Annotated in this window: 21 protein-coding genes; 8 read left to right on the top strand and 13 right to left on the bottom strand. The window is 69.6% G+C overall.

The window, feature by feature from the left end:
• Positions 1-15: 15 nt before the first annotated feature.
• The 4 genes from LQ771_RS14110 to LQ771_RS14095 all read right to left on the bottom strand — a co-directional run bounded on the left by LQ771_RS14110 (position 16) and on the right by LQ771_RS14095 (position 4,513).
• The gene (locus LQ771_RS14110; RefSeq protein WP_231350025.1) at positions 16-1,629 is read right to left on the bottom strand and encodes an NAD(P)/FAD-dependent oxidoreductase; all 1,614 of its coding nucleotides are present in this window, start codon (positions 1,627-1,629) and stop codon (positions 16-18) included.
• Positions 1,630-1,719: 90 nt separating this feature from the next.
• Complete coding sequence (locus LQ771_RS14105; protein ID WP_231350024.1) at positions 1,720-2,517, bottom strand: glycosyltransferase family 2 protein; 798 nt, start codon at positions 2,515-2,517, stop codon at positions 1,720-1,722.
• Positions 2,514-3,311, bottom strand: coding sequence for a beta-ketoacyl synthase chain length factor (locus tag LQ771_RS14100; RefSeq protein WP_231350023.1), 798 nt, complete (start codon positions 3,309-3,311; stop codon positions 2,514-2,516). The genes LQ771_RS14105 and LQ771_RS14100 overlap by 4 nt, the downstream gene beginning before the upstream one ends.
• The gene (locus LQ771_RS14095; RefSeq protein WP_231350022.1) at positions 3,308-4,513 is read right to left on the bottom strand and encodes a beta-ketoacyl-[acyl-carrier-protein] synthase family protein; all 1,206 of its coding nucleotides are present in this window, start codon (positions 4,511-4,513) and stop codon (positions 3,308-3,310) included. Before LQ771_RS14095 ends, LQ771_RS14100 begins: the two co-directional genes overlap by 4 nt.
• 179 nt (positions 4,514-4,692) lie before the next feature.
• On the opposite strand from LQ771_RS14095, the gene LQ771_RS14090 reads away from it, so the two are divergent.
• From LQ771_RS14090 to hemF, 3 genes are all read left to right on the top strand, one after another.
• Positions 4,693-5,394, top strand: a complete 702-nt coding sequence (locus LQ771_RS14090; RefSeq protein WP_231350021.1) for a YdcF family protein — start codon at positions 4,693-4,695, stop codon at positions 5,392-5,394.
• An 81-nt stretch (positions 5,395-5,475) separates the two neighbouring features.
• Entirely contained in the window at positions 5,476-5,889 is a 414-nt protein-coding gene (locus LQ771_RS14085; protein ID WP_231350020.1) for a hypothetical protein, read from the top strand.
• A gap of 88 nt (positions 5,890-5,977) precedes the next feature.
• A complete protein-coding gene (gene hemF, locus LQ771_RS14080; RefSeq protein WP_231350019.1) occupies positions 5,978-6,880 on the top strand; it encodes an oxygen-dependent coproporphyrinogen oxidase in 903 nt (300 codons plus the stop codon).
• A 62-nt stretch (positions 6,881-6,942) separates the two neighbouring features.
• Here the strand turns inward: hemF and LQ771_RS14075 are convergent, their stop codons facing one another.
• Complete coding sequence (locus tag LQ771_RS14075; protein WP_231350018.1) at positions 6,943-7,587, bottom strand: DUF4097 family beta strand repeat-containing protein; 645 nt, start codon at positions 7,585-7,587, stop codon at positions 6,943-6,945.
• Positions 7,588-7,725: 138 nt separating this feature from the next.
• Between LQ771_RS14075 and gpmA the strand changes: the two genes are divergently transcribed.
• Positions 7,726-8,469: a 2,3-diphosphoglycerate-dependent phosphoglycerate mutase gene (gene gpmA / locus LQ771_RS14070; RefSeq protein WP_231350017.1), complete on the top strand. Its 744-nt coding sequence runs from the start codon at positions 7,726-7,728 to the stop codon at positions 8,467-8,469.
• A 221-nt stretch (positions 8,470-8,690) separates the two neighbouring features.
• On the opposite strand, the gene glnK is transcribed toward gpmA, so the two are convergent.
• On the bottom strand, positions 8,691-9,029 hold the full coding sequence (gene glnK / locus LQ771_RS14065) for a P-II family nitrogen regulator (protein WP_231322133.1): 339 nt from the start codon (positions 9,027-9,029) through the stop codon (positions 8,691-8,693).
• Positions 9,030-9,203: 174 nt separating this feature from the next.
• Here glnK and LQ771_RS14060 point away from each other — a divergent pair, with 174 nt between their 5' ends.
• The 3 genes from LQ771_RS14060 to LQ771_RS14050 all read left to right on the top strand — a co-directional run bounded on the left by LQ771_RS14060 (position 9,204) and on the right by LQ771_RS14050 (position 13,359).
• On the top strand, positions 9,204-9,461 hold the full coding sequence (locus LQ771_RS14060; protein WP_231350016.1) for an accessory factor UbiK family protein: 258 nt from the start codon (positions 9,204-9,206) through the stop codon (positions 9,459-9,461).
• A gap of 264 nt (positions 9,462-9,725) precedes the next feature.
• Positions 9,726-11,228 (top strand): YifB family Mg chelatase-like AAA ATPase, encoded by a 1,503-nt coding sequence (locus tag LQ771_RS14055; protein WP_231350015.1) that lies wholly within the window; start codon positions 9,726-9,728, stop codon positions 11,226-11,228.
• 322 nt (positions 11,229-11,550) lie between these two features.
• Complete coding sequence (locus LQ771_RS14050) at positions 11,551-13,359, top strand: cation:proton antiporter (RefSeq protein WP_231350014.1); 1,809 nt, start codon at positions 11,551-11,553, stop codon at positions 13,357-13,359.
• A gap of 75 nt (positions 13,360-13,434) precedes the next feature.
• Here LQ771_RS14050 and aceA read toward each other — a convergent pair whose 3' ends face one another.
• Both aceA and aceB read right to left on the bottom strand, forming a co-directional pair.
• Positions 13,435-14,730: an isocitrate lyase gene (gene aceA, locus LQ771_RS14045; RefSeq protein WP_231350013.1), complete on the bottom strand. Its 1,296-nt coding sequence runs from the start codon at positions 14,728-14,730 to the stop codon at positions 13,435-13,437.
• 100 nt (positions 14,731-14,830) lie between these two features.
• Positions 14,831-16,450, bottom strand: a complete 1,620-nt coding sequence (gene aceB, locus LQ771_RS14040; RefSeq protein WP_231350012.1) for a malate synthase A — start codon at positions 16,448-16,450, stop codon at positions 14,831-14,833.
• 208 nt (positions 16,451-16,658) lie between these two features.
• On the opposite strand from aceB, the gene LQ771_RS14035 reads away from it, so the two are divergent.
• Positions 16,659-17,615, top strand: coding sequence for a LysR family transcriptional regulator (locus LQ771_RS14035; protein WP_231351926.1), 957 nt, complete (start codon positions 16,659-16,661; stop codon positions 17,613-17,615).
• A 196-nt stretch (positions 17,616-17,811) separates the two neighbouring features.
• Here the strand turns inward: LQ771_RS14035 and LQ771_RS14030 are convergent, their stop codons facing one another.
• From LQ771_RS14030 to LQ771_RS14010, 5 genes are all read right to left on the bottom strand, one after another.
• Entirely contained in the window at positions 17,812-18,429 is a 618-nt protein-coding gene (locus tag LQ771_RS14030; RefSeq protein ID WP_231350011.1) for a 1-acyl-sn-glycerol-3-phosphate acyltransferase, read from the bottom strand.
• Entirely contained in the window at positions 18,426-18,848 is a 423-nt protein-coding gene (arfB, locus tag LQ771_RS14025; protein ID WP_231350010.1) for an alternative ribosome rescue aminoacyl-tRNA hydrolase ArfB, read from the bottom strand. Before arfB ends, LQ771_RS14030 begins: the two co-directional genes overlap by 4 nt.
• A 117-nt stretch (positions 18,849-18,965) precedes the next feature.
• Complete coding sequence (locus LQ771_RS14020; protein ID WP_231350009.1) at positions 18,966-19,667, bottom strand: pseudouridine synthase; 702 nt, start codon at positions 19,665-19,667, stop codon at positions 18,966-18,968.
• Positions 19,668-19,828: 161 nt separating this feature from the next.
• Positions 19,829-21,475 carry a ubiquinone biosynthesis regulatory protein kinase UbiB gene (gene ubiB / locus LQ771_RS14015; protein ID WP_231350008.1) on the bottom strand — a complete coding sequence of 549 codons (1,647 nt, stop codon included), beginning with the start codon at positions 21,473-21,475 and terminating at the stop codon, positions 19,829-19,831.
• The gene (locus LQ771_RS14010) at positions 21,472-22,119 is read right to left on the bottom strand and encodes a ubiquinone biosynthesis accessory factor UbiJ (RefSeq protein ID WP_231350007.1); all 648 of its coding nucleotides are present in this window, start codon (positions 22,117-22,119) and stop codon (positions 21,472-21,474) included. The genes ubiB and LQ771_RS14010 overlap by 4 nt, the downstream gene beginning before the upstream one ends.
• Between the last annotated feature and the right edge of the window lie 76 nt (positions 22,120-22,195).

Below are 22,195 nucleotides of genomic sequence, written 5' to 3'. Positions count from 1 at the left end.
CTTGCTTTTCGGGTTCTAGGCGACCGCAGTCACCTGCGCGGGCGCCAGGTCGAACAGCGCTGGCACCGGGCCGGTGCAGGCGGGCAGGTCCTCCACGGACATGCCGTCGCGCGCGGCCATCGCGGCGATCGCGCCGGCCACCTCGTGCAGCAGCGCCAGGTTGGTGTTCAGGCGCGACCTTATGCCGGCGTCGTCCAGTGTGTCGCGCAGGCCGCGGTTCAATTCCACCAGCCAGGGGGCCCGGCACTGATCGAGCAGGCCGGCTGAACTGCCAGGGCCGGCGCACGCGTGCCAGCGGCCGAAGAACGCCTGCATCCGCTCGTTCAACTGCTGCGCGACAGCCAGTTGCGGAGCCAGTTCGGCGAACAGCGTCGCATCGCCCAGCCGTTTCTGGAAGAACAGCTGGCACAGCACGCCCCAGTAATAGCTGTAGTCCCAGGCCACCTTGGCGGGCATCACGACGGGATCGCCGAACAACGGGTACTGGCCACGGTAGAGGGCCAGGGTGCTCTCGTAGAAGGAGAAGTACAGCCGCTGGTAGAGCCGCACGTAGGAGGCCAGTGGCGCGCCGGCACGGTCCTGTGCGACCAGCATGCAGATGTAGGTGTTGGCGATCGCGATGAAATCGCCGCCGGGCGAGTAGAAGGGATCGAGGAACAGGCCGGCCTCGCCGGTCAGCGCCCAGCGGTCGGCGCTGAACACCTGGGCACAGCCGTAGGAACAGCCGCGCAGGAAGCGGAAATCCATCAGCGTATCCGCGCAGCGTTCGACCGCCCGCGAGAGCGCCGGTTGGTGGCGTGCGAGCCAGGCCCGGGCGCGGGCGAAATCCTGGAAAGACTCCAGCGGATGGATGGCCTCGTCGGCCACGATACCGATCGAGTGAGCACCGCTGGAGAGCGGGATCAGCCAGACCCAGTAGCCGACGCCGCACAGATGGTTGGTGGAGCGCCAGCGCTCCGGCGGCTCGCACCGATCGTGCCAGGCGGCGTTGTCGCGACACCATTCGTCCAGCACCAGGCGTTCGTCCAGCCGGAACCAGGCGGCGTTCACGTGATGGCCGTTGTCCCGGGTCAGTTCGAGGCGGTGGCGCAGCAGGCCGGCGCGGCCGGAAGCGTCGAGCAGCCAGCGGCAAGCGAGGGTGTGCTCGCCGGCCTCGTCGCTGTAACGGGCGCGATGGAGTTCCCCGCCCCGGCCGAGTTCGAACCCGCGCACGCGCGCGCCATCCCGAAAGTCGATCCCGCGCCGCCGGGCCTCTTCGCCCAGGAAGTTCTCGAACAGGCCGCGGTCGATCTGGTAACTGGGCGTGGGCAGTACGCGGCTCACGCCGAGCTCCGTGCACTGGTCCAGGCGGTCCTGGCCTTCGCTGAAAAACATGCGCAGCCCGAATTTGCGCAGATGGGCCTGCTGCAGGTGCTCGTGCAGGCCCAGCACCTGTTCGAAGTAGTGGGCGGCTATCTCCACGGTCGATTCGCCCACCTTGTGCGCGGCCAGCGGGAGCGGGTGCCGCTGGCGTTCGAGCACCACGATGTCCATGTCCGGGAACTCGCCGCGTAGCTGCAGGGCCAGGCACAGCCCGGCCAGACCGCCGCCGAGAATCACTGCATCATGCGTTGTGTGGGCGTCCGCCATGCCGCTCTCCTCCGACTGATCGGTCGATGGTGCCTCGGATGCGGCGCGCGTGCATCCCATCAAGGCCGCCGTGTCCCCACGGCAGTTCGCTCAACGGGTAGCGCGCGCCGGCTCGCCCGCCTCGATCGCCAGCAACCCCTCGTCGTCGATGACGAGGGGTGGCGTGTCGTGCGAGCGGCGATAACTGTCGACGATGCGGCCGTAATGGACGACACGGCCGAAGGTGTAGGTGGTGATGCGCACCACGTCGCGCACCGGGCTGAAGTGGCTCAGCCGGAACTCGCCGTGGTAGCGCGAGGCAATCGGCACCGACACCACGCCGAGGCCCTTGTCGCGGCAGGCGGCAATCAGGATCGCCGCCTCGAAGACGAAATTTTCTGCGGGCAGGTCGACCAGTTCCAGCGCCGCGCGTGGATACCAGCGCTGGCCGCTCTGCGTATCGGCGACCGGCAGGCCGCAGCCCCAGGAAATGCCCCAGTCGGCCACCGCGTTGGCGCGGCGGCGGCTCCTGGGCTGTTGTTCGCGCTCGAGCAGGCGCGCGCCGATCACGATGTGGTCCGGATAGCGTTGCGCCGCCGCGACGATACGCGGGATGTCGCTGGCCAGGTGCTGGCCATCGCCGTCCATCGTCACCACCGCATCGAACCCCTGCTTCAGCGCCTCGCGGAAACCGTGCCGCAGCGCCTCGCCCTTGCCGCGCCGCTGCGCGTGGCGCAGCAGGGTGACCGGTAGTGCACCGACGATCTCCGGGGTGCGGTCGTCCGAGCCGTCATCCACCACGATCACCGGCACGCTCAGCGCCAGGGCCGATTGCACCACCTGCTGGATCGCCGCCTCCTCGTTGAGGCAGGGGATCAGCACGCACCAGCGCGGCGGATTGGGTTTCACGCACATTCCTCCAAACGGACATCCATGGCGAGCGAGCGGGCGGCCATCAGCCGGCAGCGACCCGCGCCCTGCGCGAGCAGTGCCAGCAGCGGCAGCGCCACGGCCGCGGGGCTGCGGGCAATCCACTCGGCCGGCACCGGCGACGCGACCGGTGCGTCGGGGATGCTACCGGGGCAAAGGTGCAGAACAAGTCGGCCCAGCGTGGAGGGACCGGGCTGGGGGCTCAGCACCAGCGCGCAGCCAAACGGCGCGGGACTGTCCGTCACCTCGGCCAGCGGACCGTTGCCGGCGGTGTCGCTGCATACCAGCAGCACCGGCCGCGCGTCGGCCAGCGCGAGACTCGCCGCCTCGAGCAGCCCGGCACCGAAGCTCGCGCGCTGCGCGCACACCGCGTTGGACGGAGCGTGGCAGCCGGTGGCGATGGTCCAGTAGCCGGCTGGCGCGTTGTGCACGGAATTGTGGAAGCGCGTGGGCGAGAGCTCGGACGGCGCACTGGCCAGGACCGCGCACATGTAATCCATGATCGCCTGGTCCCCATGCGAGGACGTGAAGACGCAGGGCATGGCGGCGGCCTCGCGGCCGCTCATCGCGACCGCCTGGGCCGCCACTTCCACCGCCAGCAACACGCTCTCCGGCGCGCGGCGACGCTCGCCGGCGGGCAACACGGTGGCCGCCGGCCGGGGAGGCGGCGGCGTCGGCACCTCTCCCATCAAGGCGGCGCGCAGGGCGTCGAAGTCGGCAAGTTGCGGCGACCACACGCCGATACCCTCGACGTACACCGTCAGCGCGCTCATGCGCTCCGCTCCCCACGGGCAAAGGCCAGGCAGGCGTTGTTGCCGCCGAAGCCGAACGAGTTGCTGAGCGCCACCTGGACCGGGCGCGCCTCGTTCGACCAGGCGAACTGCGGGCCGCAGCCCGGATCGGGGTCGTCGGCTCCGAGGTTGCCGGGGACCAGGTCGTGTTCGATCGCCAGCAACGTGACGACCGCCTCCAGAATGCCGGCGGCGCCCAGCGTGTGACCGGTGAATCCCTTGGTACTGCTGGCCCGCGTCGACGGCGGGAAGGCGCGGGCGATCAGCGCGGCTTCCACCTCGTCGTTCTTCAGGCTGGCGGTGCCGTGCAGGTTGATGTAGTCGACCTGCGAGGGCGTGAGTCCTGCGCGCGCCAGCGCATCGCGCAGCGCCAGTTCGGCACCCAGGCCCTCCGGATGGGGCGTGGACATGTGATGGGCGTCGCTGGCCTCGCCGTAGCCGAGCAGGCGTGGCGCACGCGGCGCCGCGTCGGTCCGTTCGAGCAGGGCGAAGCCGGCGGCCTCGCCGATCGAGATGCCGCTGCGCGCGCGGTCGAACGGACGGCATGGCGCGCGCGAAACCAGTTCCAGCGCGTTGAAGCCGAACAACACGCTCTCGCACAAGGTATCGACCCCTCCGACCAGCGCGGCATCGACCACGCCCAGCCGGATCAGCCGTTCCGCGCTGGCGAACACCTTGGCACTGGAGGAGCAGGCGGTGGAGATGGTCAGGCACGGCCCCTCCAGCGCCAGCGCTTCGGCCAGGAAGGCGGCCAGCGAGTGCGGTGCATGGATCGGCGGGCGCAGCATGTCGTCGGGAAAACCACCATCGGGATCGAGCCGGCGGTAGGCCTCCTCGGTCGCGCCGATGCTGGCGGTGGAGGTACCCATCAGCAGCGCCACGCGGGTCGCGCCGTAGCGCTCGCGCGCGGCGCGCACGGCGTCGACGAGGCCGTCCTGGTTCAGGCCCAGCCAGGCGAGCCGGTTGTTGCGGCATTCCCACGAGTCCAGCGGGGCGGGCAACGGGGCTTGTTCGACGCCGTCGACCCGGCCCACCCAGCACTCCAGCGGCGCCAGGCTGAAGTCGTTGGCGCGCAGGCCGCTGCGAGCGGCCTCGAGGGCGCGGCGGTGGGCCTCCCGGCCGCGGCCGAGGGCGGAAGTGGCGGTGTAGGCGCTGATCGCCAGGGGAGCAATGGGTTGCAACATCGAATCAGCCTAGCGGCGGGTCGTGGGCTTGCCTAGCCTTGGCTTCCGTTGACCGGGCCCTTGTTCATGCTTCCGGGGGCAAAGCCGGCTCCTGCGCTAGCGCCGGTTTCCGGCAGCCCACGATTGCAGCCGTGCAATCGGCTGCGCACACTGCACCGTCCGTTGCCTGCCGATTCGCCGTGCCGTCGTCCTCCACCCAACGCAATCCATGGCGTTACCTGCGCGATGCCGACGTGCTGCATGCGGCCGTGGTGACGCTGCTCGCGGTCGTGCTGAGTGCGGGCATCGTCTGGCTGGGCTACGTGGTGCACGTGTGGCGGATTGCGCGGCGTGCGCCGACCACGCTGCGGGGGCGGTGGGTCGTGCTGGTGTTCGGGCGACAGCTGGTCGCTGACGCGCCCGGCGCCGACTACCGCGGGCGGCTGGCCCGCGCGCTCGCGCTGCTGCGGGAGAAGACGGCCGGGCGGGTGCTGTTGCTCGGAGGACGCAGCGGTGGTGCGCGAAGCGAGGCCGAGGCCGGCCATGCGTGGTTGCAGGGGCAGGGGCTGCCGGCCGACGCCCACGTCGAGCTGGAGCAGGAATCGGTCGACTCGCTGGAGAACCTGCGCCATGCGCGCGGCCTGCTGCAGGGCGGCGACCGGGCCGAAGTGCTGCCCCCGGTCGCGCTGCTGACCAGTCGCTACCACCTGGCGCGCTGCCTGCTGCTGGCGCGGCGACTGGGCTTCGATGGCCATGCCGTGGCGGCCGAAGAGGGCCTGCCGCGCACGCCGCGCTACCTCGCCCTGCTGCTGATGGAAGCGACCTACCTGATGTGGATCGACCTGGGCATGCGCTGGGCGCGGCTGATCGGCCACCGCCGCATGGCCGCGCGGATCAGCTGACGCGGCTTGTGCCGCCGCATCGTGCGCGGCAGACTCGCCGCGCCGCGCTCCGCGGCGTATCCAGAGACAGGGGAAGTCCCGATGTTCCGCTCCCGATTCCTGTTGGTCCTGCTGCTTCCGCTCCTGCTGCTGACGATGGCTTTCCGCCAGTCGCCGCTGGTCGATCCCGCGCCGATCGCGGTGCCCACGGGCATGAACCAGGTGCAGGTCGGCAAGGCGGTCAAGGCCGCGCTGCTCGGCCGTGGCTGGACCGTCACCGACGAGCAGGCCGGCAACACCAGCGCCCAGCTCAGCCGCGACGAATGGGTCGCCAAGATCCGCGTCGACTTCGACACCAGTCACGCGCAGATCCGTTACGTCGACAGCAAGAACCTCAAGTACGAGGTCAAGCGCGACGGCACGCGCCTGATCCACTCCAACTACATGGGCTGGATGCAGTACCTCTCCGGCGACATCGGCCGCAACCTCGAACTGATCTCCGCCACGGCGAGCTGATCGCTCAAGCGCCCGCGTCGACGCGCCACAGTGCCGGTGCGGGCCCGCTTGCTAAGCTCTGCGGCACTCCCCCGCACCGGTCCTTTCGATGAGCCAGCAAGCCGACCAGGCCGAAACCTTCCTGCAGGACGTCCAGGACCGCATCTGTAGCGCGATCGAGCGACTGGACGGCGGCGCGCGCTTCGCCGAGGACCGCTGGACCCGCGAGGCCGGCGGCGGCGGCCGCACCCGCGTACTGCGCGACGGGGCCCTGTTCGAGCAGGCGGGGGTGAACTTCTCCCGCGTGCATGGCCACACCCTGCCACCCAGCGCCACCGCGCACCGGCCGGAGCTGGCCGGCGGCAGCTTCATCGCCACCGGCGTGTCGCTGGTGCTGCATCCCAGGAATCCGTACGTGCCGACCACGCACGCCAACGTGCGCTACTTCGAGGCCAGCAAGCCGGGGGTCGAGCCGGTGTGGTGGTTCGGCGGCGGCTTCGACCTGACTCCGTTCTATCCCTTCGACGAGGACGTGAGGCACTGGCACACGGTCGCGCGCGACCTGTGTGCGCCTTACGGCGACGACGTCTACCTGCGCTACAAGCGCTGGTGCGACGACTACTTCTACCTCAAGCATCGCGATGAGACGCGCGGCGTGGGCGGGCTGTTCTATGACGACCTCAACGAGGGCGGCTTCGAGCGCTGCTTCGCCTTCACCCGCGACGTGGCGCAGGGTTTCCTGGACGCCTATCTGCCGATTGCCGAGCGCCGACGCGACATGCCCTATGGCGAGCGCGAGCGCGAGTTCCAGCTGTACCGGCGTGGCCGCTACGTGGAGTTCAACCTGGTCTATGACCGGGGCACGCTGTTCGGCCTGCAGTCCGGCGGGCGCACCGAGTCGATCCTGATGAGCCTGCCGCCGCGGCTGCGCTACGAGTATGGCTACGTGCCGGAACCGGGTTCGCCGGAGGCGCGCCTGCAGGATTACCTCAAGCCGCGCGACTGGCTGTAGGGACTCCCCTGGCGCGACCACGGGGGGCGGTGGTCGCGCACGGGTGCGGTTCTACGAGACCCTTATGGCCGGTCGCCGCTGAACTTCACCGGCGTGGCGCCCTTCACCGGGCCGATCTGTGCGCTGTCGCTGACCTGCAGAACCACCTCGCGGCGGAAGTCCAGCGTGCCCTGCACCACCGCGTGCGGGCCGATCACGATGTGCGGCGTACGACTGTGGTTGAACCAGCCGCCGTTGGGCTTCTCCACCAGGAGGCCTCCCTCGACGTGCGAGCCGGCGCCGATGTCGATGTCGCCGGCCACGGTCTCCAGCCCGCCGCCCACGTGGGCCGCATCCAGTTCGATACGGCCATTGACGTTGGACACGTGGCCGCTCACGTCTGCGCCTCTCGCCAGCTCGATGTGCCCGTTGACCGCTTCGATCTCGCCGTTGACCTTGGCGCCGGCCTCCAACTCGATGCCACCGTTGACCGTATTGACCGTGCCGATCGTCGACCGCTCGCCCAGCGTGATGCCGCCGTTGACCGTGTCGGCCTTGCGTGCGCTGGCGCCGGCGGCTAGCGAGATGTCGCCGTTGACGGTGCTGAGCTCGCCGGCGCTCTGGCCGGCGTCGATGCGGATGTCACCGTTGATCTTGTCGACGTCGTTGTCCGAGGCGACCGCCGCCAGCGGCAGGGCCAGGGCGAGGGCGATGAGCAGATGGCGCATGGTGGTGCTCCTTCGTGGGAATGGACATCTGATGCGGGGCAGGCCGTCGCGGTTTAGCGTGACCTTCGGCAGGGGCGCATTTGACGCCGCAGCGGGGCAGCCCCACCATTTCCGGTTTTCCGCGCCAGGTGTCCTACCATGCACAAGCTCGTCCTGATCCGCCATGGCCAGTCCCAGTGGAACCTCGACAACCGCTTCAGCGGCTGGGCCGACGTCGACCTGACCGAGCAGGGCATGGCCGAGGCAAGGGAAGCCGGCCGGCTGCTGGTGGAAGCCGGCTACACCTTCGACGTGGCGCACACCTCGGTGCTCAAGCGCGCGGTGCGCACGCTGTGGGGCGTGCTCGACGCGATGGACCTGATGTGGATCCCGGTGGTCACCGACTGGCGCTTGAACGAGCGCCACTACGGTGGCCTGACCGGACTCAACAAGGCCGAGACGGCGGCGAAGTACGGCGAGGACCAGGTCAAGATCTGGCGCCGCAGCTACGATATCCCGCCGCCGCCGCTGGAGCGGGCCGACAACCCGTCGCTGCGTGACCCCCGCTACGCCCTGCTCGATCCCTCGATGATCCCGGACACCGAGTGCTTGAAGGACACCGTCGCCCGCGTGCTGCCCTACTGGCACGACGTGCTGGCGCCGGCGGTAGCCTCCGGCCAGCGCGTGCTGGTGGCCGCGCACGGCAATTCCCTGCGCGCGCTGATCAAGTACCTGGACCATGTCTCCGACGAGGCGATCGTCGAGATGAACGTGCCCAATGGCGTGCCGCTGGTCTATGAGTTCGACGATCAGATGAAGCCGCTGCGCAGCTACTACCTGGGTGACGCGGAGGCGATCGCGGCGAAGATGGCCGCCGTGGCGAACCAGGGCAAGGCGAAGTAGGGATCTTCCGCAAGGTTTTCCCCCTACGCCCGCGGGCTTGGCTCCGCGGGACGAGCCACGCGGAGCGGCCGCTGCGACAGGTGCCGACGGCAGCGGCGATCGATCGCGGACCGTTTCGCCGTCCGCGGGCGGGCCCAACGGGCGGATAAGAGCCATCTGGCCGGGCGGGCGACTTCGGCCGACCCTCGTCGCGGTAGGCCGGTGGGCCGCCCTGCGCGCAGCTAGAGGGCGTCGTTGTCCAGCTCGCCGGTGCGGATGCGGATGACCTGCTCCAACGGGCTGACGAAGATCTTGCCGTCGCCGATCTTGCCGGTACGGGCCGATTGCTGGATCGCCTCGATCACCCGTTCGAGCTGGTCGTCGGCCACCGCCACCTCCAGCTTGATCTTGGGCAGGAAATCGACCACGTACTCGGCGCCGCGATAAAGCTCGGTATGTCCCTTCTGCCGGCCGAAGCCCTTGACCTCGGTCACCGTGATGCCCTGGACGCCCGCCTCGGCCAATGCCTCGCGCACGTCGTCCAGCTTGAACGGCTTGATGACCGCCACGACCAGCTTCATGGATGCTCCTCGCTCGCTTTTCCTCTCGTCCGCATCATTGTGCCTGCCGCTTCGCGACCTGTCGCCCCGGTGGGTCGTGTAGGACAATCCCTACATTCCCTGGCGGAGCCGGCCGATGGCGCACTTGTGTTCACGTTACCTAGACTTCCTTCCGACCCGCTTGAGGCGCCGTCCATGATGGATCGGCAGGAAATCGACCGAATTGCCCTGCGACTTGTGTCGCTGGTACCGCCAGGGTTGGCACAGGCGCAGCAGGATTTGCGAACCAACTTCCACGATGTCCTGATGCAAGGATTGCGTCGCCTCGAACTGGTCACCCGCGAGGAGTTCGAAGTCCAGAGTCAACTGCTGGCGCGCACCCGCGCCAAGGTCGACGAACTGGAAAAGCGCGTCGCCGAACTGGAGGCCGACGCGGCTACCCGCGGACTCTAGCGCCAGCTCCCGGGAGCCGCCCCCGATCCGTCACCCTCACCCCGAGAGCGATCGGGGGCGGTTATTTTTTTGCCTGACGTCGATGGGGTCGCGTTCCACCATGCATTCTGGCGACTCCATGCCTCTCGGCCGGTACGCCCCGCGTGCATCGTCCGCGAGCGCGCCGCCGGCCTCCCTCGGGGGCGCCAGGCGGGACCTGCCAACCGTGTTTCTCCAGCCGTTGCGGTCAGGGACGACCGCGCACTGGCCGGGCCGGGTGGTGCCGTGAGCCTGGCCGTCACCTTGAGCCGCGCCCAGGAAGGCGTCGCCGCGCCGCAGGTGATGGTCGAGGTGCATCTTTCCGGCGGTTTGCCGGGCACGCACATCGTTGGCCTGCCGGAAGCGGCGGTGCGCGAGGCGCGCGACCGCGTGCGCGTGGCGATCCAGAGCGCCGCGTTCGAGTATCCCAACCGCAAGGTCACCGTGAACCTGGCGCCGGCCGAGTTGCCCAAGGATGGTGGCCGCTTCGACCTGGCCATCGCGCTGGGCATCCTGGCGGCGGGGGGGCAGGTGCCGCGCGAGAAACTGGACGAATGCGAGTTCCTCGGCGAACTGGCGTTGTCGGGCGACCTGCGCGGCGTTTCCGGCGTGTTGCCCGCGCTGCTACGCGCGCGGGCGCGCGGGCGACGCGTGGTGGTGCCGCGAGCGAATGCCGCGGAGGCGGCGCTGGTGCCGGAAGCCGACGTGCTGGTGGCCGATACCCTGGCCGACGTCTGCAGCTGGCTGCGCGACGCGGGGGAACTGGCGCTGCCGGGCCAGGCGGACAACGGCCAGACTATTGCCCCGGGCGCGCCCGACCTGGTCGACGTGCGTGGCCAGTTGCAGGCCCGGCGCGCGCTGGAAATCGCGGCCGCGGGCGGCCATCACCTGCTGCTGATCGGCCCGCCCGGCACCGGCAAGACCATGCTCGCCGAGCGCCTGCCCGGCATCCTGCCGCCGCTGGGGGAAACCGAAGCGCTGGAAACCTGCGCCGTGCTGTCGGTCGCCGGGCAACGCGTGGACCCGGCGCGCTGGCGCCAGCGCCCCTTCCGCGCGCCGCACCACACTGCCTCCGCGGTGGCGCTGGTCGGCGGCGGATCGCATCCGCGGCCTGGGGAGATCTCGCTGGCGCACAACGGCGTGCTGTTTCTCGATGAGTTCCCCGAGTTCAGCCGGCACGTGCTCGAAGTGCTGCGTGAGCCACTGGAGTCCGGTCAGATCCTGGTCTCGCGCGCCGCGCGACAGTCGACCTTTCCCGCCCAGTTCCAGTTGGTCGCGGCGATGAATCCATGCCCTTGCGGCTATGCCGGCGACGCGCGCGAGCGTTGCCGCTGCACGCCCGACCAGATCCAGCGCTACCGCGGCCGAATTTCCGGCCCGCTGCTGGATCGCATCGACCTCTGCGTGGAAGTGCCGCGCGTGCCGCTGGCCGAACTGGGCGCGCCGCGCAGCGCGTACGACGAGGATTCGGCCACCGTGCGCGCACGCGTGGTGCAGGCGCGGGACCGTGCGCTGGCCCGCGCGGGCCGGGCGAACGCCGAGATCAACACGCGCGAACTGGAGCGCGACTGCGCGCTGGGCGAGGCCGAGCGACGCTGGTTCGAGGCGGCGCTGGAGCGGCTGGGACTGTCGGCGCGGGCCTACCACCGCATTCTGCGCGTGGCGCGGTCGATCGCCGATCTTGACGGCGGCGCGGCCTTGCTGGACCGGGCGCATTTGGCCGAAGCCCTGCAGTACCGCCGTTTCTGACATTTCTGAACTCGCGGGTATTGACTTCCCGGGGGTGCCGGCTAATATCTGCACTCGCCGGTACTTAAATGCTGCCGGCCCCGCCGCCCCGGTATCGGTACCCCCTCCCCCCCGCCCGATACCGGGGCTGGCCTCTTCCTCTCCCTGGCGAAGTTCCGAAGGTACGAGCGATCCTGCGCAGAAGGGATCCGGTGGACCGAGCCGCAAGCGCTGGCCACGAGCCAGGCCGTTGCCCGCACAGGGAGCACCCACCGGCACGTGCTTTCGAATTGGCCGGAACTCTCGGGCAGAATGGGGCGCCCCGGAAAGCGAAGGACGGCCGATGACGCTCCCCCCCGGGCTGATGCTGGCGTGCATGCTGGGTATCGGCTTTCTCGCGCAATGGCTGGCCTGGCGGGTGAAGCTGCCGGCGATCCTGTTCCTGCTGCTGGCCGGCATCGTGCTGGGGCCGGCGACCGGTGTGTTCCAGCCGGACGCGATGCTGGGCAAGCTGCTGTTTCCGCTGGTCTCGCTGGCGGTGGCGCTGATCCTGTTCGAAGGCAGCATGACGCTGCGTTTCCACGAACTGCCGGGGATCGGCCGGGCGGTGCGCGGCCTGGTCAGCTACGGCGCCATTGCCGCATTGCTCCTGCTGGCCTTGTCGGTACATCTCATTGCGGGCCTGGGCTGGGATGTGGCGTTGCTGTTCGGTGCGCTGACCTGCGTGACCGGTCCGACGGTGATCGCGCCGATGCTGCGCACGCTGCGGCCCAACGCGCGCATCGCCAACACGCTGCGCTGGGAAGGCATCGTGATCGATCCGCTGGGGGCGCTGTTCGCGGTACTGATCTACGAAGCGATCGTCTCGCACCAGGAGGGCCACACGGTCGGCGTGTTCCTGGGAACGATCGGCTGCGGCGCGATCCTCGGCGCGCTGGCGGCGTGGGCGCTGGCCTGGCTGCTCCGGCGACAACTGATCCCCGAGTACCTGCAGAACTTCGGCGTGCTCGCGATGGTGCTGCTGGCCTTCAGCCTGTCCAACACGATCGCGCACGAATCGGGCCTGCTGGCCGTGACCATCATGGGTATCGCACTGGGCAATATCCGCAACGTGCACATCGACGACATCCTCGACTTCAAGGAAAACCTGACCACCTTGCTGGTCTCCAGCCTGTTCATCCTGCTGGCGGCGCGACTGCAGTGGCCGCTGCCGGACGGCATGCTGTGGGCCGGCATCGCGGTGTTCCTGATCGCGCAGTTCGTCGTGCGGCCGGTCACGGTAGCCTTCGCGAGCGTAGGCAGTTCGCTCAGCTGGCGCGAGCGCGCGTTGATCGCCTGGGTGGCGCCGCGCGGCATCGTGGCGGCCTCGGTGTCCGCGTTGTTCGCGCTGCGCCTGCAGGAACTGGGCGTGGCCGGCGCCGAGGCGATGGTGCCGCTGGTGTTCATCCTGATCATTGGCACGGTGGTCCTGCAGAGCGCGACCGCGCGGCCGCTGGCGCGCTGGCTGGGCGTGGCGGAGCCCGAGCCGCGCGGGGTGCTGATCTACGGCTCCGACGAGGTGGCGCGCGCGGTCGGCAAGGCGCTGGCCGACGCCGGCTTCCGCGTGGTGCTGGCGGACGATGCCTGGGACGGCATTCGTCATGCACGGATGGAGGGTCTCGCAACCTTCTTCGGCAACCCGGCCTCGCCGCATGCCGAGCGCAACCTCGATCTCACCGGGCTGGGCCGGCTGCTGGCCATGTCGACCCATCGCGAGCGCAACTCGCTGGCCTGCGTGCACTATCGTCGCGAGTTCGGGCGCGAGAAGGTGTACCGCTTGCGCAACCTCGCGCCACACGAGGCGACCGACCGTGCGGCCATCGCCGGCAATCTGCTGGCGCCGCCGTTGTTCGGCGAAGAGATGACGCATGCGCGCTTCGCCGAGTTGCTGGCGGACGGATGGCGGATCAAGTCGACCCGCCTGAGCCAGACGTTTGGCTGGAGCGACTTCATCGAACGCAACGGCGCGCAACTGGTGTTGCTGTTCGGGGTGGACGAAAAGGGAAACCTGCGGGTGGCGTCGGCCAAGCGGCTGCTGGAGCCGAAGGCCGGGTGGCTGGCGATTGCGCTGACGCCACCGGCACCGCCGGAACCGGCGACGGAGCGGGGATAGGGGCGGGGCTCCGCGCCAGCCCTTGACCCCTCGCCCCCAGCCCCTCCCCGAGGGGAGGGGGCGCCCGTGCGGCGATCAGGCCGCCGAGGCGCGCTGGAACTGCGCTTCCTCGGTCGAGCCTTTCAGCGCGACGGTGGAGGACTGGCCCTGCTGGATCGCCTGGGTGACCTGGTCGAAGTAGCCGGTACCGACCTCGCGCTGGTGCTTGACCGCGGTGAAGCCCCGCTCGGCGGCGGCGAACTCCCTTTCCTGCAGATCGACGAACGCACTCATCTGCCGTCGCGCATAGCCGTGCGCGAGTTCGAACATGCCGTAGTTGAGGCTGTGGAAGCCGGCCAGCGTGATGAACTGGAACTTGTAGCCCATTGCGCCCAGCTCGCGCTGGAACTTTGCGATGGTGGCGTCGTCCAGGTTCTTGCGCCAGTTGAAGCTGGGCGAGCAGTTGTAGGCCAGCAGCTTGTCCGGGTATTTGCCGCGGATCGCCTCGGCGAAACGGCGCGCGTCATCGAGGTTCGGCTTGCTGGTTTCGCACCAGACCAGGTCCGCATACGGCGCGTAGGCCAGGCCGCGGCTGATCGCCTGGTCCAGGCCCGGCTTGACGCGGAAGAAGCCTTCGACCGTGCGCTCGCCGGTGAGGAACGGCTTGTCGTTGTCGTCGACGTCGGAGGTGAGCAGGTCGGCCGCGTCGGCGTCGGTGCGCGCCACCAGCAGCGTCGGCACGCCGCAGACGTCGGCGGCCAGGCGCGCGGCGGTCAGCTTGTCGATCGCCTCGCGGGTGGGAACCAGCACCTTGCCGCCCATGTGGCCGCACTTCTTCACCGCCGCCAGCTGGTCCTCGAAGTGCACGCCGGCGGCGCCCGCCTCGATCATGGCTTTCATCAGCTCGAACGCGTTGAGCACGCCACCGAAGCCGGCTTCGGCATCCGCCACGATCGGCGCCAGCCAGTCGATCTCGTCGCTGCCCTCGGCGTGGTGCAGCTGGTCGGCGCGCAGCAGAGCGTTGTTGATGCGCTTGACCACCTGCGGCACCGAGTTGGCCGGATAGAGCGACTGATCGGGATACATCTCGCCCGCCAGGTTGGCATCGGCGGCGACCTGCCAGCCGGAGAGGTAGATGGCCTTGAGGCCCGCCTTGACCTGCTGCATCGCCTGGTTGCCGGTCAGCGCGCCGAGCGCGTTGACGAAGTCCTCCTTGTGCAGCAGGTGCCACAGCTTCTCGGCGCCGTGGCGGGCCAGCGAATGCTCGATCGGCACCGTGCCGCGCAGGCGCGCGACGTCCTCGGCGCCGTAGTTGCGACGCACGCCGGCCCAGCGCGGGTTGTTGGTCCAGTCCAGGCTGATCTGTTCGGCGGTCGGGAGATTGTTTTTCATGGGTCTCTGGGCTCCGTGAGGGGTTCTCGCAGGAGCGCACCCCGTACGCGACCCGGATGCATGGCGGTCGCGCACAGGTGCGGTCGTGCGAAGGCGGCGGTCAGGCCAGTTGCGCGTAGGCGGGCAGGGTGAGGAAGGTGCCGAGCTGGTCGGCGTGGGTCAGTTCGCCGAGCAGGCGGGCGGCGTCTTCCGCGCGGTGGGCGCCCGGGTACGTGCTTTCGCGCAGGCGATGCGTATGCGCGGCGAGCGCCTGGTCGAACAGCGCCATGTCGATCGGAGCGCCGTCCGGGAACTCCAGCGGCACGCACTCGGAGATCACGTCGCCGGCGTAGTGCAGCCACTGCCACAGCTGCGCGCGGGCGATCTCGGCGGTGGCCGCGTCTTCCATCAGGTGGTGGATCGGCACGCAGCCCAGGCCGTCGAGCCAGGCGGCGGTGTAACGGAGCGCCACCTCGACGTTGTTGTCGAAGCCGGCGCGTGTGATCGTGCCGCAGGCGGGAGCCAGCAGCTGCTCGCGGCTGACGTGGACGTCCTCGCGCAGCACGTGCAGCTGGTTGGGTTCGGGCATGCGGCGGTCGAAGATCTCCTGCGCCACCGGGACCAGCGCCGGATGCGCGACCCAGGTGCCGTCGTGGCCGGCATGCACCTCGCGCAGCTTGTCCGCGCGGACCTTTTCCAGCGCTGCCTCGTTCGCCGCGTCGTCGCCCTTGATCGGGATCTGCGCGGCCATTCCGCCCATGGCGAACGCGCCGCGGCGATGGCAGGTCCTGATCAGCAGTTCGGAATACGCCTTGAGGAACGGCACGGTCATCTGCACCTGGCCGCGCTCGGGCAGCAGACGGTCGTGGTGGCCGCGCAGGGTCTTGAGGTAGGAGAAGATGTAGTCCCAGCGGCCGCAGTTGAGGCCGACCACGCGTTCGCGTAGCGCATGCAGGATCTCGTCCATCTGGAATGCGGCGGGCAGCGTCTCGATCAGCACCGTCGCCTTCATGCAGCCGCGCGGCAGGGCGAGCTGGCCCTCGGCATGGGCCATCACCTGGTCCCACAGCGCGGCCTCTTCCATCGCCTCGAGCTTGGGCAGGTAGAAGTACGGGCCGCGGTCGCGCGCCTGCAGCGCGCGGGCGTTGTGGAAGACGAACAGGCCGAAGTCCACCAGCGCGCCGGCCATCGGCTCGCCGTCGACCTCGAAGTGCCGCTCGGGCAGGTGCCAGCCGCGCGGGCGCACCACCAGCACCGCCGGTTTGGCGCCGAGCCGGTAGTCGCGCCCATCGGGCGAGCGGTAGGCGATGGTGCCGGCCACCGCGTCGAGCAGGTTTTGCTGGCCGTCGAGCTGGTTGGCCAACGTGGGCGCTGAAGAATCCTCGAAATCCGCCATGAACACCTTCGCGCCGGAATTGAGCGCGTTGATGATCATCTTGCGTTCGACCGGGCCGGTGATCTCCACGCGGCGGTCGCGCAGCGCGGCAGGGACCGGTGCGACCTGCCAGTCGCCCTCGCGGATGGCGCGGGTGTCGGCGCGGAAGTCGGGCAGGGCGCCCGCGTCCCACCGGGTCTGCCGCTCGTCGCGGGCGGCCAGCAATTCCCGACGTCGGGCGTCGAAGCGGCGGTGCAGATCGGCCAGAAAAGCCAGGGCATCGGGGGTCAGCAGGCTGGCGTAGGCGGCGGTATCGCCGTGGACGGTCAGCGGACCGGGGTCGAGTCGTTCCTGCGGGACGGCCATGGTGCGGCTCCTTGGAGGGTTGCCGCTCACGCTAGGCTCGAACGCTAGCCTTTGACAAAGCGAATGTTTCAATCTTTCTTATTGAGAAATTCAAAGTAGTAGGTAAAAGTGCGCTGAAGTGCTACCTGGGAGGGAAACGGCAGTGAACGGGACGGGTAAGCTGCGTCGGTCAAAGCCCCGCAAAGCGGCCGCGAGGGACCAGGAGGCGATCCAGGCCGCCGAGCGCTACTACTACAAGGGCAACCGCCACAAGCAGCTGCGTGCGTTCGTGAGCATCGTCAAACTGGGAACGCTCACCCGGGCAGCCGAGGCGCTGTTCCTCTCCCAGCCGACCGTCACCCTGCAATTGCAGGCCCTGGAGCGTGAACTGGGCGTGCCGCTGCTGGAGCGCCGGCGCCGGCGCATCAACCTGACCGACGCCGGCGAGGCGCTGTACGAACTGGCGCGCCCGCTGATCGAGGGCTGGGAAAACCTGGACCGTGACTTCCAGGCGCGCGTCAAAGGCCTCACCGCGGGCCGGCTGACCATCGCTGCCGGCGCCTCGACCATCCAGTACCTGCTGCCCGAACTGGTGCGCCGCTACCGCGAGGCCTACCCTGCGGTCCACCTGCAACTGGCCAATGTCACCGGGCGCGACGGGTTGGCATTGCTGCGCGCGGACGAGGCGGATTTCGCGGTTGGCTCGATGCTGGACGTTCCCAACGACATCGCCTGGGCACCGCTACGTCACTTCGATCCCATGCTGATCACCCCGCGTGATCATCCGCTGGCGCACAAGACGGAGGTCACGCTGGAGGACCTCTCGCCGTATGGCCTGATCCTGCCGCCGCAGCGGCTGTCGACCTACCGGCTGGTCGACCTGGTGTTCCAGCAGCGCCAGGTGCCCTACCAGGTGGCGATCGAGGTCGGCGGCTGGGAGGTGATCAAGGAGTACGTCGCCTCGGGCCTGGGCATCTCGATCGTCACCGGCATCTGCATCACCGAGGCCGACCGCGCCCGCCTGGCGGTGCGCAACATGAAGCGCTTCTTCCCCCAGCGCAGCTACGGGGTGGTGATGCGCAAGGGCAAGTTCCTGAGCCCCGAGGCGCGGGCGTTCGTCGACCTGGTCAAGCCCGGCCTGCTGACCCACCGCGAGCACGACGAGTCAGGCCACTCCGGCCGCTGATCCTGCAGCGGAACTCCAAAAGCCCCGAAGACTCCGACGCACACTGCAGGGGCCCACTTGTGGGCGATGCCTTTCGCAGTGGTAGCGGGAGTAGGAGCATCGCCCACAAGTGGGCTCCTATCAAAGAGGGGCCGATACCGTGGGGGAAGCCTGTAGCCGGCCGCTGGCACCGAAGCGCCGATGCCGGGCGCGCTCATCAGAGGTCGGGCTCCGGTTGCGCCTGCTCGGTGTTGCGGTGCTTGCCGCGGTAGCCGCGGAACAGCGCGCGGATGCGCGCCATGTCGGCGTCCGGGTCGTCGGTTGCGTACTGCGGCTTGCCCAGGGTGAAGGTCTTGGTCGGGTAGTCCAGGAACACGGGCAGGATCGGCACCCCGGCATCCCGCGCGATGCGCAGGAAGCCGCTCTTCCAGTGCACCACGTGCTTGCGGGTGCCTTCCGGGGTGATCCCCAGCCACATGCGCGGATGGTTGGCGAATCGGCGCACCATCTGCCCGACCACGTTGAGCGCGGCCTTGCGGTTGATGCCGATCATGCCCAGCGGCCGCAGGATCAATCCGAGCGGACTGTCCAGCACCTCGCGCTTGATCATCACCTTGATGTCCGCGCCCAGCGCGATCTTCATCATCAGCCCCCACACACCGTCCCAGTAGGACGAGTGCGGTGCGCCGATGATGATCAGCTTCGGAACATCCGGCAGGTCGCCCAGCAGGCGCCAGCCGGACAGGCGCAGCAGGCCGCGCATCAGCCAGGGCCAGAAGCGGCTGTCGATCCGCGGCGCCTGCGGCGGCAGCGGCGGCAGGACAGGGTCGCTCATTCGCCGCTCCAGTCGCGCGAGCGGTTCTGCTTGATCCGGCCGCGTTGCTGTTTGCCGGCCAGACGGCGCTCCTTCGAGGCACGCGTGGGGCGGGTGGCCACGCGCTTCTTCGGCGCGGCCAGCGCGGCGCGCACGATCTCGGCCAGCCGCTCGCGCGCGTCGTCGCGGTTGCGCGCCTGCTCGCGGAAGCGCCGTGCCTGGATGACCAGCACGCCCTCGTCGGTCATGCGCCGGTCGCGCCGCGAGAGCAGGCGCGCACGCACCGGTTCGGGCAGCGACGGCGAGGAGGCCACGTCGAAACGCAGCTCCACCGCGCTCTCGGTGCGGTTGACGTGTTGCCCGCCGGGGCCGTCCGCGCGCAGGAAGCGCTCGGTCAGTTCGGTATCGGGGAGGGCGAGGGTGCGGCTGATCTGCAGCATGGCGCCAAGTCTAGTTGCAAGCCCGTGAGCCGCGAAGGGGCCGCACGGTCGAAGCGCGCCCGAGTGCTTCGATGGCCGCCAGGAGCAGGTCCGCCGCCTCGATGCGACCGGGGCCTCCTACCGGAACGTCGTCGGCCAGCCGAACCGCTCCAGCAATGCCCGATAGGCCCCGTCCAGCGGCGCCTCCAGGGTCATCGCCCGGCCATCGCGCGGATGCCTGAAGGACAGCCGCCAGGCGTGCAGCAGCATGCGGTGGCATCCGAAGTGCTGCTTGTACAGGCGGTTGTGGTCGCCGCGTCCGTGCTGGCAATCGCCGATCACCGGGTGGTGGATGTGCGCCATGTGCTTGCGGATCTGGCGGAAGCGGCCGCTCTCCGGTTCGGCGAGCAACAGTGCGTAGCGTTGCTGCGGATAGCGGCCCAGTGCGATCGGTACCTCGACCGTGGCCAGGCGCCGGTAACGGGTGCGCGCCTCGCGGCGCGGGCCGGTTTCGCGTGAGCCGGGCAGCGGATAGTCGACGACGCCCTCGGCCGGTTCGGGCCAGCCACGCACCACCGCCAGGTACTGCTTGTGCACGTCGCGTCCCATGAACTGTTCGCCCAGTTCTGCGGCCACGGCGGCCGAGCGGGCGACCAGCAGCACGCCGCTGGTCGCCCGATCCAGCCGATGGGCAAGGAACAACTCGCCGCCGATCTGCTCGCGCAGCAGGTCGATGAGGAAGGCGTCGGCCGGGCCGACCAGCCTGGAGCGGTGTACCGGCAGGCCCGCGGGTTTGTCGACCGCGAGCAGGGCATCGTCCTGGTAGAGGATCTCGAGCATGGTTCTTCAAGCTCACGTGTGGGCGGTGCCTTGCCGCCGGCGTGGGAATCCAGAGCACACCCTGTGCACGAGCGCACGGGGACTGGCAGGCGCGCGGTCGCGCACAGGTGCGCTCCTACAGGGGCACTGCGTCGAGTTCAAGGTTGCCCGCAAGCGCCGGATCAGCGGCGGGCGCTGGTCAGGAAGGCGAGCAGGGCGGCGGCCAGGCAGCCGAGCGCCACCCAGTCGGAACCCTCCGGTCCCCCGGCAATCCACAGCAGGGTGGCGCAGCCGAGCAGGGCCGTGCCGAACAGGCCGCCGAGCAGCGTGCGCCGCCGGCGCAGCGCGAGTTCCGCGTGCAGCGCCAGCTCCGCCGGGTCGGCCAGCCGCCGATGCTCGCCACTGGCCGTCTGGCGCAGCGCATCGCGTACCAGTTCGGGCAGCTGCGGCGCCGCATGCAGCCACTCAGGCAGCCTTTGGCGCACCGCGCGCAAGGTGCGGCGGGCGCTATAGCGCTCGCGCAGGATGCGCTTCAACACCGGATGCGCCACCGCCCAGATGTCGATGTCCGGATCGAGCATGCGTCCGACGCCCTCGATGTTGAGCAATGTCTTCTGCAGCAGGATCAGTTGCGGCTGGAGGGTCAGCTCGAATCGCCGCGCGGTCTGGAACAGTTTGACCACTACCTCGGCCAGCGAGATCTGTGACAGCGGGCGCGTGAAGTACGGTTCGCACACGGTGCGGATCGCCGCTTCCAGTTCGTCCAGCCGCACCGTCGCGGGCATCCAGCCGGCCGCCACGTGCAACTGGGCGATGCGCGCGTAATCACGCTCGAACAGGGCGATGAAGTTCTGTGCCAGCCAGTACTGGTCGGCCTCGGGCAATGAACCCATGATGCCGAAGTCGAGCGCGACGAAGCGCGGTTCACTACGCCGCTCCAGGTCCACCCAGATATTGCCGGGGTGTGCGTCGGCGTGGAAGAAGTTGTCGCGGAACACCTGCTCGTAGAACACCCGCACGCCCTTGGCAGCCAGCGCCTTGCGGTCGATGCCGGCCGCGTCGATGGCGGCGATGTCGTCCGCGCTCACGCCGTGCACGCGTTCGAGCGTGAGCACCCGCTCGGAGGTGAAATCCCAGTGCACCGCGGGCACGTAAAGGTCCACGCCGCTTTCGAAGTTGCGCTTGAGCAGGCTGGCACTGGCGCCTTCGCGTTGCAGGTCCAGCTCGTTCTCGAGCATCTTCTCCACCTCGGCGACGACGTCGAGCGGGCGGATCTTGTCGGCGTTGGGATGCCAGCGCTGTGCCAGTTCGCCAAGCGAGCGCATCAGCGCGATGTCGCGCGCGATCTTCTGCTCGATGCCGGGGCGCAGCACCTTGACCACCACGGCGCTGCCGTCGTGCAGGGTGGCGGCGTGCACCTGCGCGATCGAGGCGGAGGCCAGCGGTGTTTCGTCGAACTGGGCGTATAGCCGCCCGATCCGGGCCTTGAGCTCGTGCTCGACGATGGTGCGTGCCTCGCTGCCGGGGAACGGCGGCACCTGGTCCTGCAACTGCGCCAGTTCGTCGGCGATGTCGGCCGGAACCAGGTCGCGGCGCGTGGACAGCACCTGCCCGGCCTTGACGAAAATCGGACCCAGCTCGGTCAGTGCCATGCGCAGTCGCGCGCCCCGCGGCAGCTGGCGGGCACCGGGGCGGGTGCGGGCCAGCAGCGGCCGCAGCAGCTTGAGCGGGCGGTACAGGTGCGCTGCGTCGACCAGCTCGTCCAGGCGCCAGGCGAGCAGCACCGAGGCCACCCGCAGTACGCCGGGGACCACCTTCAGCGGCGTCATGCGTGCGGCCCCATGCGCTGGCGCAGGCGCGCCAGCCGGGCTTCCAGGCGTTCGCTGCGCTCGCGCAGCGCATCCACGGCGTCGAGGAAATCGTCCACCTCGCCCATCGCCGGCGTCAGCCGGGCCTCGTCGCGCAGCCAGTCGGCGCTGTCCTCGGTGACATGCGCGGCGCTCTCGCGCGCGTGGCGCAACCCCTTGGCGATCGCCTGCGCCAGCGGCACGCCGAGCACGTCGCCGAAGCTGCGCGCGAAGGCTTCCTCGAAATCCGGCTGGAAGGCAGTGGCCAGTTTCTCCAGGCGGCGGGCCAGGTCGGCGTCGCCGGCGATTTCCACCTTGCCGGGCGAAACGCCTTCCTCGCCACGGCGCAGCGCCATCGCCAGCAGGCTGCCGGGGCTGGCCGCCACGCGCAGCTGGCTGGTGTCCTGCGGCGGGCCGACCTTCAGGCGCTCGCCCTCCACGGTCACGCTGAGCGCCAGTTCCGGTCCGCGCAGGTGCAGCTGGATGCTGCGGCCGGCGAGCGCGCCCAGCTTCTGCCGCGTGTCCGGATCAAGCGACAGCGTGTGGTTGAGCGCGGTTTCCAGCGCGCGGCCGGCGAGCTTGCGCAGCGGCTGCGGGAGCCAGGCGTTGGGGGCGGGAGCATTCATCGGGCGATTGTAGCGGGCAGGGCCGCCAAGCCGCCGGATCCTGCATGAGCCCACTCGTGGGTGATGCCTGTCCCCA

It is taken from the genome of Frateuria soli, assembly GCF_021117385.1.
In the GTDB taxonomy this organism is placed as follows: domain Bacteria; phylum Pseudomonadota; class Gammaproteobacteria; order Xanthomonadales; family Rhodanobacteraceae; genus Frateuria_A; species Frateuria_A soli.
The sequence above is the reverse complement of the archived record's forward strand: the minus strand, read 5'-3'. Positions and strand labels throughout refer to the sequence as shown.